Raw genomic sequence first — 18,202 nt, 5'->3', positions numbered from 1 at the left:
AACCGCGGTAGAGGGCCGACAATGCTCGGCATCACATCGAATGAGGATTTAGAGGTGGGTATGAAAATCAAATCACTGGGCATCCCTTTCGCCGTCGTTGCCGCGCTGGCACTGGCCGGTTGCTCGACCCCGACAGTGGTCACCCTGCAGAACGGCACCCAGTATCTGACCAAGGACATGCCGAAGACCAAAACCAAGGACGGCTTCTATGAGTTCGAGGATATTTCCGGAGCCAAAGTGAAAGTCCGCGCTGATGAAGTGGCCACGGTGCGCGAAGAAGACTAGGTTTCGCTCATGCCGATCGTTCCAACGCTCTGCGTGGGAATGCAGCCCGGGACGCTCCGCGTCCCATCCAGAGCCGAACGCGGAGCGCCCGTTGAGGCATTCCCACGCAGAGCGTGGGAACGATCATTGAGTGTTATTCGAAAGTCGGCATGCCCGGCAGGCTGCCGTCGCACGGCATGTACGTGCCACCGCGCTTGACCACTTCACCCTGCAAGCGCCGGCAGCGTTCCAGATCCTGCTGCGCCATGCGATCGATGCTCAGATTGCCGGTGGTTTGCGGCTGCTTGCCGTCACCCAGGCGGATGGTCACAAACGGTTGTTCGGGCCGAATCTGAAAGCGGCTCGTCTCTTCGACCGGTTCGACTACTTCGGTTTTCGCCGGGCTCGGCAGTTGATCGGTGGTCACGCCATAACGGCTCAGAATCGAGCTTTGAGGCAGATCGGCGCAGACATTGGCCGAACACAGCGCCAGTGCGACGAACCCGACATACCCCTTGAAACCTTTCACGTTTGAATCTCCTGTACTCAATGGCGGCTAGCTATAGAACGTGTGCGCACGTGCTGGCTTTAGGCCGCAATTCCTGTTTTGCAGGGGTTTGAGTCAGGTCGTGGCCATCGAGTCACTTTTGAAACCGAGTTATCGTTCTTCGCGAGCAAGCTCGCTCCCACAGGGGATTTGTAAACGACACAGACCCAGTGTGGGAGCGAGCTTGCTCGCGAAAGGGCCCTCACCGGCGCCCCATCAACATCAAGCGATCACAACACCGTCAGCACTCAGGCTATTCAGCGACACCCCGACCAACGTCACCGAATCGTTGCCAAACGTCAGCACCGTATCCTGTCCAACGGTCGCGGCATGAGCACGGAAATCCTCCGCCGGCAACACACCCTGCACCCCGAGAAACACCAGTTTGTCATTCGACGTATAACCGACCACCCGGTCCTGCCCGAACGCACCGTTGAACAGAAACGTATCCGCGCCGCCGCCCGACTCCATCAGGTCATTGCCGGCACCGCCGACAAACACGTCATTACCGGCGCCGCCAATCAGGTGATCGTTGCCGTCCAGGCCGAACAACCAGTCACCACTGGCGTGTGCCTTGAGCGTGTCGGCGCCGCTGGTGCCTTTGACGCTGGACTCGTAAGCAGTGAGGTTGTTGCCGACCTTCAAGCCGCTGGCCGAAACGCTGTGGGTCACGTCGTCCTTGAACAGCCCCCAGAGAAAGCCCGGTTCCTTGGTGACAATGCTGCCGATGTCGCGGGTGATGCTGATCCCGCCGTTAGCATCGCGGATGTACAGATTGCCGGCACCGTCATTGGCGAAGTCGAAGTTCTTCACTGCGCTTTGCAGGTCGAGGGTGTTGCTGCCCTGCCCGCCAAGGATGACGTTGTAGCCGCCGCCATCGCGGAAGGTGTCGTTGCCGGCGCGGCCTTCCAGGTAATCGTTGCCGCTGCCGCCCTGGATCAGGTCATTGGCGTCGCTGCCGATGATAAACGTGCTTCCCTTGTGGGTTTCGGCGTTGCGGTTGAGGTCCTGCACCCAGGTGTTGGCCCGCGCCGGATCCGAGAGGTTGGCGACGATGATCGTCGAGTCGCGGCTGGTCAGGTCGTAGAATTTCGAGTCGATCACCCGGTTCATACCGTCGCCATACGCGGTCGGCAAGTGCGAGATCCAGGTGGGGATGTTGAGGATCGAGTACGGCAGCAGATTCCACGCGGTCGAGGCGTAGTGATCGTTGAAGCTGACGATGTTGTCGGTGGCCGACTCCTTGGGCGCATCATGGACACCAACGGAGGCGCCGGTGAAGGTCGAGCCGTCGAGGGCGCGGAACACCGGGTCGTTTTCATAGCCGACGTTGAGCACTTTGTCGGTGCTGCTCTGGGTCGGCGAGGCGTAGGCGATGTAGTTGGAATCGGCAAAGAAACCGCCCCACTTGCCGCCGCTCAGGTCGGCCATGCTGTTGACCGCCAGGCCGCCGAGGCTGTGACCACTGACGAGAACGTCCTTGCCGCTGAGGCCGTTGGCCTTGGCAAACGCCACCACATCATTGAGCAGATTGCCGAAGGCTTCGCCGACGTAGTTCTTAGCGTAATCCTTGGGGCCGAAGGCGGCGAGCAGGTCGTTGATCACGTCGCCAATCGAGTCGAGGATCAGGTTTTCCCGCGGACCGCTGGTGCCGCGAAAGGCAATGCCAAGTTCCGTGAGATGGCCCTGAGCGTCGTACTTGCCGAGAATTTCTACCTGGGCGGTGGTGTAACCGGCCTTCTCGCCGAAGAAGGTTCCGCGCGCATCGGTCTTGCCGTCGTAGCCCAGTTGCGAGGCGGTAATGGGCGTCCAGCCGGCCTTTTTTACGGCGTCGAGGGCGAGTTTTTCCGAGTCGGGGTTCCACGGAATGCCGGGAATCACCCCTTGCGAATCGGTGCCGCCGAGCAGCGCCGTGACCAGCGTGGCGGGCAGGCCGAGGCCGAAACCGTTGTGCTGATAACCGGCGGCAAAGCCGTTATCGAGGTTGTGATAGGAATACAGCGTGATCGCCATGGCATCGCTGAACAACGCCTTGGAATCGGCTGTACCGAAGTTCTTGTAGTCATACACACCCATTGCTATTGCCTCTCTCTTTGTTGGAATTGTTAGAGATAGCTCACAGCCAGGGCGCCCCACGGGGACGCCCCGGAGCATTTCAGTACTACTTGTTGCTTTTAACTGTGGGAGCGAGCTTGCTCGCGAAGGCGGTGTGTCAGGTACGAAGACTTCAACTGACACTACGCATTCGCGAGCAGGTTCGCTCCCACATTGGATCTAGGCGAACACGAACGCCGAGTCCGACAGGTTAGCCACTCCCACCCCGATCAGGGTCACGGCATAGTCGCCAATCTTCAGCACGGTATCGTTGCCGGTCTGCGACGCGTGTTGCTTGTAGTCATAGCCCTGCCCCGCGCCTTCAACGCCCATGAACACCAGTTTGTCGCTGCCCTGATAACCGTTGATGGCATCGAAACCGAACGCACCGCTGAACAGGAAGGTGTTGTTGCCACCCACTGCGCTCATCACGTCATTGCCGGCGCCACCGACGAAGGTCACATGGCCCTTGTCGCTGATCAGTTTGTCGTCGCCACCGAGGCCGAACAGCCAGTCACCGTCAGCCGTGGCGTGCAACGCATTGCCGTAACCATCGCCGCTCAGTGAGTGGTTGTACTGGGTCAGCTCATTGCCATTGGTCAAGCCTTTGGCGGTGACGCCCCAAGTGATTTCCTTGCTGCCCCACCACGAGCCCGATTCCTTGCTCACCAGCGCGCCGATGTCGCGGGTCATGCTGATGCCACCGTAGGCGTCGCGCACGTACAGCGTGCCGTCGCCGTCGTTGGCGAAGCTGAAGTTCTGCAACGGTTTCTGCAGTTCGAAGGTGTTGTGACCCTGGCCACCGAGCAGGATGTTGTAGCCGCCGTCATCGCGGAAACGGTCATCGCCACCCAGACCTTCAAGGAAGTCATTGCCCGCGCCGCCCTTGAGCCAGTCATTGCTTTGCGTGCCGATGATGAACGTGCTGCCGGTGTGCGGCTCGCCGCTGCGACCGAGATCTTCAACCCAGGTCTTGCCGCGAGAAGCTTCTTCCAGGTTGGAGACGATGATCGTCGAGTCTTTATGCGTCAGGTTGTAGAACGTCGAATCGATCACCCGATTCAAGCCATCGGCATAGCCCAGCGAGCTGTGGGCCGACCAGTTCAGCGGGTTGACGATGCTGAACGGCACCAGGTTCTGCGCGGTGGAAGCGTAGTTGTCGTTGAAGTTGACGATGTTGTCGGTGGTCGAATCGTGGGGTTTGTCGTGCTTGCCCATCGAGGCTGTGCTGAACGTGGTGCCGTCGAGCACACGGAACACCGGGTCGTTCTCGAAACCGATGTTCAGCACGTTATTGCCGGTACTGCTCTGGGTTGGCGAGGCAAAGGTGATGTAGTTGGCGTCCTTGAAGAAGCCACCCCAGTTGCTCGCGCTCAGCTCGGCCACGCTGTTGACCCCGAGCCCGCCGAGGCTGTGGCCGCTGAGCAGCACGTCCTTGGCGGCGATACCGTTGGCAATGGCGAACGCGGCGACTGCCTTGAGCAGATTGTCGAAGGCATTTTTCGCGTAATTGCTCGCGTAATCCGACGGCCCGATGGCGGCCAGCAGGTTGTTTTTCAGGTCGCCGAAAGTGTCGCTGTAACCGAGCCCGCCGGTGCCACGAAAGGCCACGCCGATACCGATCAACTTGCCGGCAGCGTTGTATTTGCCGAGCACTTCGGCTTCGGCGCTGGTGAAGCCGTCCTTCTCACCAAAGAACGTACCTTGTGGCCCGACCTTGCCTTGATAACCCAGCGTTGTCGCGGTAACCGGCGCCCAAGCGGTGGCCGGCAACGGTTTGCCGGTCGGCGTGTAGGCGTACAGCGTCAGTGCGATGGCGTCGCTGTACAACGCTTTGCCATCGGCATTCTTGTAATCGAACAGTCCCATGTTGTGCTCTCTCTTCCTTAAAAAACCGGCAGCTCTCCCAAGAGCTGCCGGTACACCTTAGAACTGCCAGTCGAGGGTGAGGCCCATACCGTGGTCCTTCTCGTTCGAGCCGATCAGCCCGTTGTAATCCAGGTTCACCCGCACATCGCGGTTGAGCGCCAGACCCGCCCGCACGCCGACCACTGCAGCATCGCGATCCATCGACACGCCCTGCACGGTGAACGCGCTGTTGCCGTTGGCAAACGCCAGATGGCTGTCGGCATCAACGTTGTTCAGGTTGTGCTGCCAGCCGAGGCTCGCACCCAGCTCCAGTTGATGCTGATCCGACAGGGCGAAGCTGCGCTTGGCGCGCACGCCGAGGGTCGACAGCACCACGTCGCGATTGTCCTCACCGCCCTTCAACGCTGCCGCGTCACCTTTTTCGGTGAAGCTTTCAGTATTGAGGTGCACGTAAGACAGATTGGCGAACGGTTCCAGGTTCATCGGTTGCAGGCCCAGATCATAAGCGGCCTCGGTGAACACTTGAGTGGTTGCGGCATCGTGCTTGGTTTTTTGTTTACCGCTGACGTCCCCGAATTGCAGGTCACGTTTGACGTCGACACGGTGCCAGCTGTAAGCGCCACCGACGGTCAGACGCAGCGCATCGATCTGATGCCCGAGGTACGCACCCAAGTGGTAGCTGTCGACCGATGCCGACGAATGCGTGCCGCTGCCCATGCTCAACGAGCTGTCGCTATAACCGGTAACGAAACCCAGACGGGTATCTTCAGCGATCAGGCCATCGACACCGGCCAGCAGGCCACCGATGGAGCTGTTGGAATCAGCATTGTCATGCCCGCCATCGCTCTCGCCCCACGAACCCAACACTTTGACCCAGGCGTTGCTGCGCTCATCGGTCGGTGCACCAGCGTTGAACAGATCACGCTCGCGCAGACGCTCGCCCACGGCTTCGCGCAGGTAACGGCTGTCATTGATCAGCATGGTGCCAATGGCCGGATGGATCTCGCCGGACAACTGTTTGAAGGCTTGCTGCGCCGACGCCGCATTCGGCGACAGCAACAGGGTTTCGAACAGCGCATTGCCAGCGCCCAGCCGTTCAGCCGCCGCACCCACGGCGCGCTGGTTTGGCGTCAGACCGACGCTGGCGAACGAAGCCTCGTTTCGACCGACCGCCAACTGGATGCCAGTGGCCGAGTACGCCAGCGTGCCGCCGAGGAAGGCGTAATCCGGTAACACCTGACCGAAGCGCCCTTCAATGCCGCCGGCCGCTTCCAGGATGTTGTACTGAGTGCCGAGCAGGCTTTGCACTTCGTTGGTGCTCAGCAGCGTCGGGCTGTTTTCCAGCGACATGCTCACGGTGGCGCCTTCAATGACCGCTTTGCCGGTGGCGATGATCTGATCGCTGCTGGTCGGCGACAGCTCTACGGCGTAGGTCGAACCCGGTGCAAATGTCACGTCACCGGCCACGTTCAGGGTGCCGATGGAATTACCCGGCGCCACCGTACCGCCGCTGTTCACCGACAGCGCGCCAATGTGGCCGTTACCGCCAAGAATACCGCCGTCATTCACCGTCACCGCCGATTGCAGCGAACCGTTGATGGCCAGGCGGCCCTGATTGACCAGGGTCGGGCCGCTGTAAGTGTTATTGCCGGTCAACACCAGCGTGCCGATACCTTGCTTGGTCAAACCGCCGTGGCCGGAAATGTCGTTGCGCCACGTATCGAGGCCGCAGGTGATGTCGGTGCACACGCGTTCGGTCGGTTTGCCCTGATCGATGATCGCGCCGATGCCCGGCAGGTCCGCGACAAACTGGCCGGAGCCGTAAGCGCCGTCGATACGGAATTCCGCCGGAATGTCCTGTTCAGTGACGAACATCGACGGGCCGTCGATGCCCTTGCGCAGGTTGATCATGCCCCAGCCGTACAAGGCGTCGATGCCCGGCGCGCCGAGGTCGGTAGCCGTGGTGCGCAGTACCGTGGCGACTTGATCGCCAGTCATGTACGGGAAGCGCTCCATCAGCACCGCCATGGAACCGGCGACGTGCGGCGCGGCCATCGAGGTGCCGTTGTAATTCTTGTAGCTGGTGGTCAGGTTGTCGGCGTTGGTGCCTTCGATGATCGAGCTGAAAATCTTCGTGCCCGGCGCCGAGACGCAGAAACTCGCGGTGTAGCCGCAGCGCGAGGAGAACGTGCTCATGATGTACGGATTGGCGCTGGCCAGGTCCGGGTTCTGCTGCAACGCGGCGACGGTGATCCAGTTCGGCGCGATGTCCGGAACGAAATAACCGAGGCCGGCGATGGCGTCCGGGTTGTTGAGGTTGTAATCGTTGCCGGCGGCGAAGATCGTCACGATGCCGCTGCGCGCGGCGGCAATTGCGCCGTCGTAAGCGCCGCCGGGCTTGGTGCCGAGCAGTGTGCGGATCTCATTGAACTGCACTTGCGCGTCATTGACGGTGAAGTGCGGGTACGCCGGATTACGCCCGCCGAGGTCGAAACGGTCAGTGATGCCGATGCCCCAACTGTTGTTGATGATCCGCGCGCCGCTGGCGATCAGCGCATCCCAACCGGCCTTGTACACCGCGCCGTCGTTGCCGCGAACGATGCCGTCTTCCGGGCCCGGGTCACCGTTGTCGGCGCTGATGATCTGCGCACCGAACGCCACACCGTGCATCGGACCGCCGTCGCGACTGCCCGCAGCGATACCGCCGACGTGGGTGCCGTGGGCGCCGAGTTTGCCGTCGGAGCCGACCGAGGGCGAACCGTCATAGCGGAACGCATCGCCGGCTTTGACCGGGATGTACGGGTCGGTGTATTCGCGGATTCCGCTGGTGACCAGGGTGACGACTTTATTGCTGCCGGAAAACTCCGGGTGCGCGGCATATACCGGCTGGTCAAAGATCCCCAGTTTCACGCCTTTGCCGGTGTAACCGGCGGCGTAAGCATGATCGGCACCAATCGCGCCCAGACCCCAGTCGGCCTGAAACTCGGCACTGCGCCAACTCGACGGATCGCCCGTGCGACCACTCTCCACGTAAGGCGCAGCGTGTGCCGTGCCGATTGCACAGAGTACGGCGAGCGTGAGGGTTTTCAGGGCAAAGCGGCCTCCCGTTTGCGCGGGGGTATTGTTGTTATTCATCCAGCGACCTTCCTTAGTGATGTTGCGAAAAATCCGTCTCTTCAGCTCTGATCGTTCCCACGCGCAGCAAAGGAATGCCTCTAGGGACGCTCTGCGTCCAGTGACGCGGAGCGTCACGGGCTGCGTTCCCACGCAGAGCGTGGGAACGATCAGTGTGGGATTAGAACTGCCAGTTCAGGCTCAGCCCGACGCCATGGCTTTTCTCGCGATTGGCCAGTTGTCCGTTGTAATCAAGGTTGACGCGCACGTCCTTGCTCAACGCTAGGCTGGCCTGCACGCCAACCAGCGCAGCATCACGCATCAGCGCCGAGCTCTCCACCGCGTACGGCGTGCCGCCGCTGGCAAAGCGCAAATGCTGCTCGGAATCGATGTCGCTGAGGCTGTGCTGCCAGCCGAGGTGGCCGCTCACGTCCAATGATTGTTGAGGCGAAAGATTGAAGGTCTTGATCGCCCGCACGCCGAGGGTGCTCAGCACCGCGTCACGTTGATCACCCGAACTTTTCAGCGCCGCGGCGTCGCCCTTCTCGGTAAAACCTTCAGTGTCCAGATGCACGTAAGCCAGGTTGGCGAACGGTTCCAGCGCCAGTGGTTGCAGGTGCAGGCGATAAGCCGCTTCGCCGAATACCTGCGTGGTGGTGGCATCGACCTTGGTTTTCTGTTTGGCACTGAGGTCGCTGTATTGCAGATCGCGTTTCACATCGGCGCGATGCCAGCTGTATGCCGCGCCGGTGCTCAAGCGCCACGCGCCGATTTCACGGCCGGCGTACGCGCCCAGGTGATAGCTGTCGACCTTGGCCGACGAATGCGTGCCCGAGCCCATGCTCAGCGAACTGTCGCTATAACCGGTGACCAGACCGATGCGCGTCTGCTCATCCAGCGCGCCATCGACACCGGCCAGCAGACCGCCAATCGAAGTGTTGTAGCCCGCCGTGTCGTGACTCGAATCGGTCGTGCCCCAAGCGCCGAGCGCCTTGATCCAGCCATTGCTTTGCGCAGCATCGGTATCGCGCAAACGCTCGCCCACTGCATCACGCAACTGGCGGCTGTCGTTGATCAGTATCGAACTCAACGCCGGGTAGATTTCACCACTCAATTGCTGGAACGCTTGTTGCGCCGAAGCGAGTGTTGGCGAGCGCAACAGGCTTTCGTACACCGCGTTGCCGGCGCCCAGACCTTCAACGGCAACGGCCACCGAGCGCTGGTTTGGCGTTTGCCCGACGCTGGCGAAGGGTGTCGCATTACGTTCGATACCGAGTTGAATACCGTTGGCGGCGTAATCGAGGCTGCCGCCGATAAACAGGTAGTTCGGCAGCACGGCACCGAACTGGCCCTGAACCCCACCGGCCGCCTGCAGGATGTCGTACTGGCGGCCGAGCAGGCTTTGCGCTTCGGTGGTGCTGAGCAGCGTCGGGCTGTTTTCCAGCGACAGGCTGACGGTGGCGCCGCTGATGTTGGCGGTGCCGCCGGCAACGATGCGGTCGCTGCTGGTTGGCGACAGTTCAACGGCGTAGGTCGAACCGGGCGCGAACGTCACGTCACCGGCAACGTTCAAAGTACCGATGGAGTTGCCCGGCGCCACGCGAGCACCGCTGTTGGCGGTCAACGCACCGATCCGCCCGGAACCACCGAGGGTGCCACTGTCGTTCACCGTCACAGCGGAAGTCAGCGAACCGTTGACCGTCAGCAAGCCGCCATTGACCGTGGTCGCACCGCGATACGTGTTATCGCCGGTGAGAATCAACTGCCCACCGCCGGACTTGATCAGGCTGCCCTGATACACACGATTCGCCGCGGCTGCATCGCGAGCGGTGCCGACTGCGTAGTCGGTCTGATCCTGTTGGCTCGCGCCAGCGGCAACGCCGTTCTGCCAGCCCTTGTCTTGCAGGGTTTGCTGCCAGGCACCGTGCTCTGCGAGGTCTTCACTCTGCCGCTGAATCAGCGCCCTGTCAGAGATGTCATTGCTCCAGACATCGCGCTGCCCGGCACCCAGACTGGCGTCAAACGCACCGAGCAACTGCCCCGGCCCGCGCATCGCCCGATTCAGATTGGCCACGCCCCAACCGACGCGCTCGGTCGGCGCATCGGTGACCGAACCATCCAGTTGCGTCGCGGTGGTCAGCAGCACTTCGAGCGCCTGCTGATTGTTCATGTACGGGTAGCGTTCCATCACCAGCGCCAGCGCGCCGGTCGCATGCGGCGCCGACATCGAGGTACCGGACTTGATCGCGTAACCGCCACCGGGAACAGTGCTGTCGATCTTCGCCCCCGGCGTGGTGATGCACCAGTATTTGGCGATGCCGCACTGGTTGTACTTCTGCTGATTGCTTTGATCGAGGCCCGACACGGCCAGCCAGTGACCTTCCAGATCCGGTTGAAAGTATGGCAACGCGGAACGCACGCTGGCATTCGGATAACCGCTGTTGCCGGCGCTGAACACGTTGATCACCCCGCGCCGCGAGACATCGGCCGCCGCGTCAAGCCAGGTGCCTTGGTTGTAGTGCTGGGCGTAAGCCTTCTGCACATCCGCGAGGGTGCGGTAACTGACATCTGGCGGCTGGCTGCCCCAACTGTTGTTGATCGCGCGCACGCCGGCATCGGCCAGCGCGTCGTACACCGCTTTGAAATAACGCGGATCGGGATTGGGGCCGAACAGAAAGCTGTCGTTCTTGTTGGTGTTGCCGACGTAGATCTGCGCGTTGTACGCCACGCCGTGCATGCCGCTGCCATCGCGCGAGGCGCCCATGGTGCCGACGACGTGGGTGCCGTGGGAGTCGTTGTTGGGATTGAGGGTGCCGTCGACGTTGAACAGTGAGCCATCGACGTAGCTGCCAGTGGCCGTCACCGGGTGATAGCGGTCACTGGCGAATTCCGGGTGGGTGGCATCGAAACCGGAGTCGAGGGCGCCGATTTTCACGCCTTGGCCGGTGATGCCGGCGGCGTAGGCTTGCTCGGCCTGCATGCGGTTCAGACCCCAGTCGCGGAGAAATTCGGCGCTGCGCCAACTGCCGGGATCGCCGGGTTGGCCGCTTTCGAGGTATTGGGCCTGCGCCGGAGTTGCAGAAATCACAAGCAACAGCGTTCCGACCGAAATCGGCTTGATGCGTACGTCCATGTTCACCACTCACTTTTATTGTTTTATGCAGGTTCTTTGCGGTGTTGCCTGTTCCCCTCACCCCAGCCCTCTCCCCCAGGAGAGGGAGCTGACCGAGTGGGCTTGCGTCATGCATCGACCTGGAAAACCGGGTCGACTATGGATTCGGTAGAGCACATCCTCGCCAAGGCAAACGGAGCTAATCGATCTCGGATTCAGTGACGCTCGATCAGGTCGACGTACTTCTCGAATATCCCCGGATCGGTCCCCTCTCCCCCTGGGAGAGGGTTAGGGTGAGGGCTGTTGAGCGACCACAAAAGCCTCATCCACCCGCGCCAGATCCTGCTCGTTCAAGGTCCCGGCGTAGTAATGCAATTTGGTCCAGGCCATCAAATAGTCGTACCGCGCCTGCGCCAGATCACGGCGGGTGGTAAACAACTGCTGCTCGGCGTTCAACGCGTCGAGGTTGGTCCGCTCACCACCGAGAATGCTCTGCTTGGTCGACACCACCAACGCTTCCGCCGAGCTCAGCGCTTTCTGATAAGCGCGCAGTTTGCTCACCCCAGACAAGCAAGCACTGAACTGCCGACGCAGTTCGATCAGCGTCTCACGCGTCTTGCCATCCAGCTCGTACTCGGCCTGCTCCATGGTGCGACTGGCCTGACGCGTCGACGCCGACACCCCGCCACCGGCATACAACGGCACACTGACTTCAAAACCAATGGTGTTGGTTTCGTAACGCTGGTTATAGGTATTGCCGCTTTCCGATTCGTTCTGGCGCATCGAAGCGTAAGCACTGACTTTCGGCAGATGCCCGGCGCGATTGCGCTCCACTTCGTAACGCGCGACTTCCACGGCCTGACGCTGCGAAGCCAGATTCGGGTTATTGCTGATAGCCATTTCATGCCAGGTGTCGTAATTGGCAGGCATCAGCGCGAAGGTCTGGAAGTTTTGATCCAGCGGCGCCAGATCACCGATGTCTACCGCTGGCGTGCCGACCAACGCACCCAGTTCCCGCAGCGCGGCGTCTTGCTCGTTGCGCGCCTCGATCTCTTCGGCAGTCGCCAGCTCATAGCGCGACTCGGCTTCAAGAATATCGGTGCGCGTGCCCTCGCCTTGCTTGAACATGTGTTCGTTCTGCTGGAACTGCTGCTCGTACGCTTTCTTCTTCGCCAAGGCGATGTCGATCTGATCCTGTGCGAACAATGCCTTGGTGTAGTTATCCAGCACGCGAACCAGCAACTCCTGGCTCTTGCCGCGAAAGTTCTCGTCGGCAAACAACGACTGCGCGACACCTTTGCGATACGCGGCATAAGCCTCGTAGTCGAGCAGCGGTTGTTGCAGGGTCAGGGCCGAGCCGTAACTGCTGTAGTTGCGATCATCGGTACGGTTACGTGCACGCTCATCGAGGGAAGTGGCTTTCGACGAGTTGCGGCCCTTGTTGTAGGTGTAACCGATACGCGGCAGCAGGCCGGCGCGGCCAATCGCACGGTTCTCCAGACCCGCATCACGTTCCTTGATCGCCCCGAGGAACACCGGATCATTGCGCAACGCCTGTTCGTAGATCTCGAACGGCCCCATGGCCGCCACTGCTGAGTGACTCGCGAGCAGCATCATTGCCGCCCCGAGCATGGAAAGCTTATTCATACAGCCGAACATCCTTATTCCTCGGTCAACGCGGAGCCGGCCCGGTCGAGCAGCGGTTTGAACAGATAGTTGAGGAGTGAACGTTCGCCGGTGCGCACGAACATTTCTGCCGGCATGCCGGGCTTGATCACCAGACCGTTGAGTTTTTCCATGGCCTGATCGCTGACGCTGCTGCGCAACACGTAGTACGGCACGCCGGTTTTCTCGTCGACCATCTGGTCGGCGGAAATCAGGCTGACTTCGCCCGGTACACGCGGGGTTTTGCTCTGGTTGAACGCGGTAAACAGGATGTCCACCGGCAAATGCGCGCCAACCTTGTCGATCAGGTTGATCGGCAAGTGCCCTTCCACTTCCAGCGTCGTGCCTTGCGGGACGATTTCCAGCAGCGTTTCACCCTGACGCACCACGGCGCCTTCGGTGTGTACGCCGAGGTTGACCGCGACACCGTCGGCGGTGGCGACAATCTCGCTGTGTTGCAGGTCGAAACCGGCGGAGGTCAGTTGCTCGGACAGGGTCACGCTTTTCAGTTGCGCGTCGGCCAGTTGCGTGCGGACTTCCTTCTGATACTCCTCGCTGTGCTGTTGCAGCTTCAGCCGCGATTCGAGGATGCCCTGCTCCACGCGGCCGCTTTCACCGGTGTTTTCCGCCAGTTGCTGCTGCACCTGCGACAGTTGACGCTGGTATTCCATCAAGCGGTTGCGCGGGATGTAACCGTTGTCGGCCAGCGGTTGCAGGTTGCTCAACTGCTGTTGCAGCGAGTCGGCCTGGGCATTCAGATCGGTGCGGGCGCGGCGCATGCCGGCCAGTTGCGCGGTGGCGCCTTCGATGCTCGCACGCAGCCCGGCCTGCTCGCGGTAGTACGCCTCGCGACGGCTGCTGAACAGTTGGCGCTGACCTTCCAGCACCAGCGCCAGGCGCGGATCGGGATCATTGCTCAGTTCTGCGGGAAAGGTCACTTGCTTGAGGTTGTCACGCTCGGCCTGCCAACGCGCGAGGCTGGCCCAGGCCATGCGGTACTGCGCTTGCAGCGACTGCACGTCAGCGGCGACTTGCGTCTGATCGAGGCGGAACAGCGGCTGGCCCTGCTTCACGATTTCGCCTTCGCGCACCAGAATCCGGCTGACCACGCCGCTGCTCATCGACTGCACGGCTTTGCGTTTGCCCGACACGACGACAGTGCCCTGCACCGGAATCCCTTGATCCAGCGGCGCCAATGCCGCCCAAGTGAAGAAACTGCCAGCGCCGACGATGGCCAGAATCCAGCCCATGCGCGCGAAAAACTTCGCGTCGCGCTCCGGGCGTTCGGTGATGTAGGCGTGTTCCATGCTCGCTTCGTTTTCAGTGTTCATGCTGGCGCTGCTCATACACCCGTATTCCTTGTCGAGGGCTGATACTGTCGGCTCATGCTGAGCCCGCCCGGTGCTTGTGCAGCTTTTTCCCGTTGTTGATCCTGCTGACCGGAGAGTGCCTTGAGCACGTCCTGACTTGGACCGAATGCCTGCAAACGACCGTCGTTGAGCACCAGCAACTTGTCAGCCTGGGCCAACACCGAAGACCGGTGCGTCACCAGCACCACCGTAGTGCCTTGGGCTTTCAGCGCGGCGATGGCGCTGGCCAGCGCGGCTTCGCCGACGGTGTCGAGGTTGGAATTCGGTTCGTCCAGCACCACCAGACTCGGCGTGCCATACATCGAACGCGCCAGTGCCACGCGTTGTTTCTGGCCGCCGGACAAACCACTGCCGTCCTCGCCCAGTTGTGTGTCGTAGCCCTGCGGCAGGCGCAGGATCATTTCGTGCACGCCAGCCTGTTGCGCAGCGGCGACGACTTTCTGCGGATCGGCGTCGCTGAAACGGGCGATGTTCTCGGCGATGCTGCCGCTGAACAGTTCGATGTCTTGCGGCAGGTAGCCGATGTACGGGCCGAGTTGGTCGCGATTCCAGCGATGAATATCCGCGCCATCGAGGCGCACGGTACCGCCGAGGGTCGGCCAGACACCGACCAGCACGCGGGCCAGGGTCGACTTGCCGGAGCCGGATGCACCGAGCACGCCGAGCACTTCGCCGGCATTCAGATTGAAATTGACCATTTGCAGAGTCGCCGCGCGTTGCCCCGGTGGGCCGGCGCTGACTTGTTCGAAGGTGATCTGGCCTTTCGGCGCTGGCAACGCCATGGCGTCGTCACTCGGCGGGAAGGCTTGCAGCAGCGCATCGAGACGGCGGTAAGCCAGCTTCGCCCCGCTCCACTGTTTCCACACGGCTATCAACTGGTCGATCGGGCTGAGCACGCGGCCCATCAGGATCGAACCGGCAATCATCATCCCGGCGGTCATGTCACCCTTGATCACCAGCAAGGCGCCCAGGCCCAGCACCAACGATTGCAGGCACAAACGCAGGGTTTTGCTCAACGAGCTGATCACTGCACCGGTATCACTGGCCTGGTTTTGCAGACCGAGGAAACGCGAGTGCACCTGAAACCAGCGCTTGCGCAGGGAACCGAGCATGCCCATCGCCTGAATGGTTTCGGCGTTGTGCAAGTGGCTGGTGGCCAATTGGCTGGACCTCTGTGAATAACCGGCGGCTTCGCCCAACGGCTTTTTGGTCATGTATTCGTTGAGGCAAGCCAGGCCGATCAGCAACAACGCGCCTGCCGTGGCGAGTACGCCGAGCCAGACGTTGAACAGGTAGATCACAAACAGATAGACCGGGAACCACGGCGCATCGAAAAACGCGAACAGCGCCGGTCCGGTGACGAATTGGCGAATGTGCGTCAGGTCGCCCAGCGATTGCCCGGCGTTGCCCTCGCCCTTGAACAGGTTGCGCTCGAACGCGGCCTGGTAGACGCGCAGGTTGAAGCGGCGCTCCAACTGGCTGCCGATGCGGATCACGATAAAGCTGCGCACCACTTCCAGCAGGCCGATAAAAGCGAAGAAGCCGACCACCATCAGCGACAGCATCGCCAGGGTCGTTTCGTTCTGCGACGACAGCACCCGGTCATAGACCTGGAGCATATAGATGGAGGGCACCAGCATCAGCACGTTAATCAGCGCGGTAAAGCAGCCGACGCTGATCAGGATGCTTTTATAGTCACCCAAGGCCTTGAATAAGGGAGCGGTGGCTGGGGCCTTCGCCATCTTCATTGGTTATTCCTGGAAAGTATCTCTCGCCACTCATTGGCGAGACTCGAATTAATTATCCGCACGACGTCGGAACTTGCTTTTTGGTTTGCCGCTTACACTTTCATAACAACTTCAGCAATTAAATGCGGTGCAGTTGCCACTCAGCGTTACTTATAACCATCGCGTGGCGCTTTATATTAAAACTTTGTCGCCGTTTGGATATTCATGGCTGTTGCGCCGCGCGCTCAAGCGTAATCACCAGACCCGACTTCAAAGTGGTCAGATAAAGCCCGTCACGTTGTCGGCTGAAGAACTGGATTCTTGAGCCCTCTTTGCCAGTAATCGACAGACCGTCAGGATCGACAAACCAGCCGATCGGGGTTTGTTCAAGCCATGCACCGACACAATCGGCGCCCTGGCCCAGGGTCTGGTTTTTTTCCAGTTCCAAAAGGCAAGTGTTCGAAGGTTTGTCCTGCTGCTTTTGCGCTTGGGGATCATCATTGTGGGTAGACAACGTCGCTTGCCACTGTCCGGCCAACACCGAGGGTTCTTCGAGTCTGAGGCTGCTTGCCATACCGGTTTCTCCTGAAATCATGATGAGCGCCGCCGAAAGCCACGCCATTGCCTTGTAGGTAAAAGCTTTACAGATCATGGGAATATTCGCTCCGGCGTGTAGCCTTGCTTACCGATCAACGCGATGCAAGCAAAGAAAGCGGCGCATCACACGCCGCTTTCCACTGCTACATCACGCCACGATGTCGCTGGTCGCTGCCTGGCCCACGGTGCTGACCTGGAAATCAGCCACGCCGTGCCCGGAGAAGTCCACCGACAGCAGGCTGTTGCCACCCGACGACGTCAGGATCGCGTCACCGGCGGAACCGGTGAAGCTGCTGACGAAGTGCAGGCCGGCGCCATTGGTGATACCGGTCAGGTCGATTTTGTCCAGACCGCTGACGAAATCGAGGATCTGATCGATGGCACCTGGCTTGGAGTCCGAGCTGGCGGCGAACACAAAAGTGTCCGAACCGGCACCGCCCCACAGCTTGTCAGCACCACCGCCGCCCCAAAGGATGTCGTTGCCGGCACCGCCCTTGAGTTCGTTGGCCACGCTGTTGCCGATCAGCAGATCGTTGCCGGAACCGCCAATGGCATTCTCGATGATCGCGCCCTTGGCGATGGACACGTTGCCCACCAGGCCGCCAACGTCGGAGAACGAGGCGTCATTGAGGTTGATCTTCTGGTTCTGGGTGAAGCCGGAGAAGTCCAGAGTGTCCTTGCCGCCCGCGTCCCACACCGAGAACACCACTTTGTCACTCGACGATGAAGCGCTGAGGAAGTCGCGGCCAGTGTTGGAGTTGAAGCCGTAGGTGGTGTCACCGGTACGGGTGGTGGTGTTGGCACCGTAGAGCTTCTGGATGGCAGCGATATCGTCCATCAGCGGACCGGACGAATACGCTTCGACGCCGCCCTTGCTGAAGTTCTGATTGGTGTTGCTTTCGCTCCAGTAGCTCATAACGCTGTAGCCGCGGGTGTCTTGCCCGTAGGACGCGTCGTTGTAGGTCGGGTTGCCATTACCGGCGTTGTAGTCGCCAGGGTGAGCGAGACCCAGGCTGTGACCGATTTCGTGAGTCAGGGTCTGACGACCGTAGTTGTTCAGATCCGGATTCTTGTTCTGCGTGTAGCCACTGTTGATCAGGTACCACGAAGTGCCGTCGTAACCGGCGCCGGTGCCTGGCAGATAAGCGAACGCTGCAGCGCCATCCTGGCCACCGCTGTAGTTACCGAAGGTCATGTGACCGTCACCGCCGGTGGCTTTCTCGGTGAAGGTTACATTGGCCACGTCAGCCCAGGATTGCATGGCTAGCTTGGCCTGGGATTGTTGTTGAGCACTGAACTGACTGAACCCAGTGATCCCGTGCTTGTTCATCGTGCTGGACGATGCCGAGGTCAGGAACGTATAGGTGAGTTCGATCTTGCCGCTGCCGTCCTTGTCCTGGTAGGCAGCGCCGTCGCGCAGCAACTGGGTTGCGGCCTGGTCGACGGAAAAGGAGGGTTTGCCATTGACCGTGAGGTTGCCACCACGATCGTATTGATGGCTGAAGCTATTGATCTGGTTATACGCCGAGCTGAAGGCTGACAGCTGGAAAGCCTGTTCGGCGGTATCAATAGCGTTCGTTTTTACTTTCGACATAAACACACTTCCTTGTTTAGCAATGGAACAGTTTTTGTCCGACAGGACGATCTCTGGCGAGGTCGTCCTATCACTCGCCCAATGAAGGCGTAAGAAACCTGACACAATTTGAAATCTGCCGTAAAGGATTTTTTTGAGATCAAATCGGGCTGTTTCACAAAACTGCCGTAAACAAAGCGCGAGGCGATGAAAGATTGTTTTAGTTGCGCAGCTTTTGCCTAATTGTCTGACGATTTTCTATTTAAATAT

The 18,202-nt window shown here is 60.5% G+C and carries 11 protein-coding genes; 1 reads left to right on the top strand and 10 read right to left on the bottom strand.

Going from position 1 to position 18,202, the window contains the following annotated elements; translation table 11 throughout:
- The first annotated feature begins 60 nt into the window (after positions 1–60).
- Positions 61–285: a YgdI/YgdR family lipoprotein gene (locus ACZZ0G_RS26290; protein ID WP_077572987.1), complete on the top strand. Its 225-nt coding sequence runs from the start codon at positions 61–63 to the stop codon at positions 283–285.
- Between the two features lie 133 nt (positions 286–418).
- Here ACZZ0G_RS26290 and ACZZ0G_RS26285 read toward each other — a convergent pair whose 3' ends face one another.
- The 10 genes from ACZZ0G_RS26285 to ACZZ0G_RS26240 all read right to left on the bottom strand — a co-directional run bounded on the left by ACZZ0G_RS26285 (position 419) and on the right by ACZZ0G_RS26240 (position 17,953).
- Entirely contained in the window at positions 419–793 is a 375-nt protein-coding gene (locus ACZZ0G_RS26285) for a hypothetical protein (protein WP_463558143.1), read from the bottom strand.
- Between the two features lie 240 nt (positions 794–1,033).
- Complete coding sequence (locus tag ACZZ0G_RS26280) at positions 1,034–2,887, bottom strand: polyurethane esterase (RefSeq protein ID WP_463558142.1); 1,854 nt, start codon at positions 2,885–2,887, stop codon at positions 1,034–1,036.
- 198 nt (positions 2,888–3,085) lie between these two features.
- The gene (locus tag ACZZ0G_RS26275; RefSeq protein WP_463558141.1) at positions 3,086–4,774 is read right to left on the bottom strand and encodes a polyurethane esterase; all 1,689 of its coding nucleotides are present in this window, start codon (positions 4,772–4,774) and stop codon (positions 3,086–3,088) included.
- Between the two features lie 57 nt (positions 4,775–4,831).
- Positions 4,832–7,909, bottom strand: coding sequence for an autotransporter domain-containing protein (locus ACZZ0G_RS26270; protein WP_463558140.1), 3,078 nt, complete (start codon positions 7,907–7,909; stop codon positions 4,832–4,834).
- A 160-nt stretch (positions 7,910–8,069) separates the two neighbouring features.
- The gene (eprS, locus tag ACZZ0G_RS26265; protein ID WP_463558139.1) at positions 8,070–11,021 is read right to left on the bottom strand and encodes an autotransporter serine peptidase EprS; all 2,952 of its coding nucleotides are present in this window, start codon (positions 11,019–11,021) and stop codon (positions 8,070–8,072) included.
- A gap of 267 nt (positions 11,022–11,288) precedes the next feature.
- A complete protein-coding gene (locus ACZZ0G_RS26260) occupies positions 11,289–12,659 on the bottom strand; it encodes a TolC family outer membrane protein (RefSeq protein ID WP_463558138.1) in 1,371 nt (456 codons plus the stop codon).
- Positions 12,660–12,661: 2 nt separating this feature from the next.
- On the bottom strand, positions 12,662–14,011 hold the full coding sequence (locus ACZZ0G_RS26255; RefSeq protein ID WP_123449744.1) for an HlyD family type I secretion periplasmic adaptor subunit: 1,350 nt from the start codon (positions 14,009–14,011) through the stop codon (positions 12,662–12,664).
- Positions 14,008–15,783 (bottom strand): type I secretion system permease/ATPase, encoded by a 1,776-nt coding sequence (locus tag ACZZ0G_RS26250; protein WP_463558137.1) that lies wholly within the window; start codon positions 15,781–15,783, stop codon positions 14,008–14,010. The genes ACZZ0G_RS26255 and ACZZ0G_RS26250 overlap by 4 nt, the downstream gene beginning before the upstream one ends.
- A gap of 202 nt (positions 15,784–15,985) precedes the next feature.
- Complete coding sequence (locus ACZZ0G_RS26245) at positions 15,986–16,414, bottom strand: AprI/Inh family metalloprotease inhibitor (protein WP_463558136.1); 429 nt, start codon at positions 16,412–16,414, stop codon at positions 15,986–15,988.
- Positions 16,415–16,507: 93 nt separating this feature from the next.
- Positions 16,508–17,953 carry a serralysin family metalloprotease gene (locus ACZZ0G_RS26240; protein ID WP_463558135.1) on the bottom strand — a complete coding sequence of 482 codons (1,446 nt, stop codon included), beginning with the start codon at positions 17,951–17,953 and terminating at the stop codon, positions 16,508–16,510.
- Positions 17,954–18,202 lie beyond the last annotated feature (249 nt).

The sequence above is a fragment of the Pseudomonas sp. AC169 genome (genome assembly GCF_979258515.1).
Note: the sequence above shows the minus strand (reverse complement) of the source record. Positions and strands in the feature narration are given on the sequence as shown.

Bases quoted from the DNA above. Each gene is read 5' to 3' on its own strand.
- ACZZ0G_RS26280 (WP_463558142.1), bottom strand. From the start codon at position 2,887: ATGGGTGTGTATGACTACAAGAACTTCGGTACAGCCGATTCCAAGGCG.
- ACZZ0G_RS26290 (WP_077572987.1), top strand. From the start codon at position 61: ATGAAAATCAAATCACTGGGCATCCCTTTCGCCGTCGTTGCCGCGCTG.
- ACZZ0G_RS26270 (WP_463558140.1), bottom strand. From the start codon at position 7,909: ATGAATAACAACAATACCCCCGCGCAAACGGGAGGCCGCTTTGCCCTG.
- eprS (WP_463558139.1), bottom strand. From the start codon at position 11,021: ATGGACGTACGCATCAAGCCGATTTCGGTCGGAACGCTGTTGCTTGTG.
- ACZZ0G_RS26275 (WP_463558141.1), bottom strand. From the start codon at position 4,774: ATGGGACTGTTCGATTACAAGAATGCCGATGGCAAAGCGTTGTACAGC.
- ACZZ0G_RS26260 (WP_463558138.1), bottom strand. From the start codon at position 12,659: ATGTTCGGCTGTATGAATAAGCTTTCCATGCTCGGGGCGGCAATGATG.
- ACZZ0G_RS26250 (WP_463558137.1), bottom strand. From the start codon at position 15,783: ATGAAGATGGCGAAGGCCCCAGCCACCGCTCCCTTATTCAAGGCCTTG.
- ACZZ0G_RS26245 (WP_463558136.1), bottom strand. From the start codon at position 16,414: ATGATCTGTAAAGCTTTTACCTACAAGGCAATGGCGTGGCTTTCGGCG.
- ACZZ0G_RS26255 (WP_123449744.1), bottom strand. From the start codon at position 14,011: ATGAGCAGCGCCAGCATGAACACTGAAAACGAAGCGAGCATGGAACAC.
- ACZZ0G_RS26240 (WP_463558135.1), bottom strand. From the start codon at position 17,953: ATGTCGAAAGTAAAAACGAACGCTATTGATACCGCCGAACAGGCTTTC.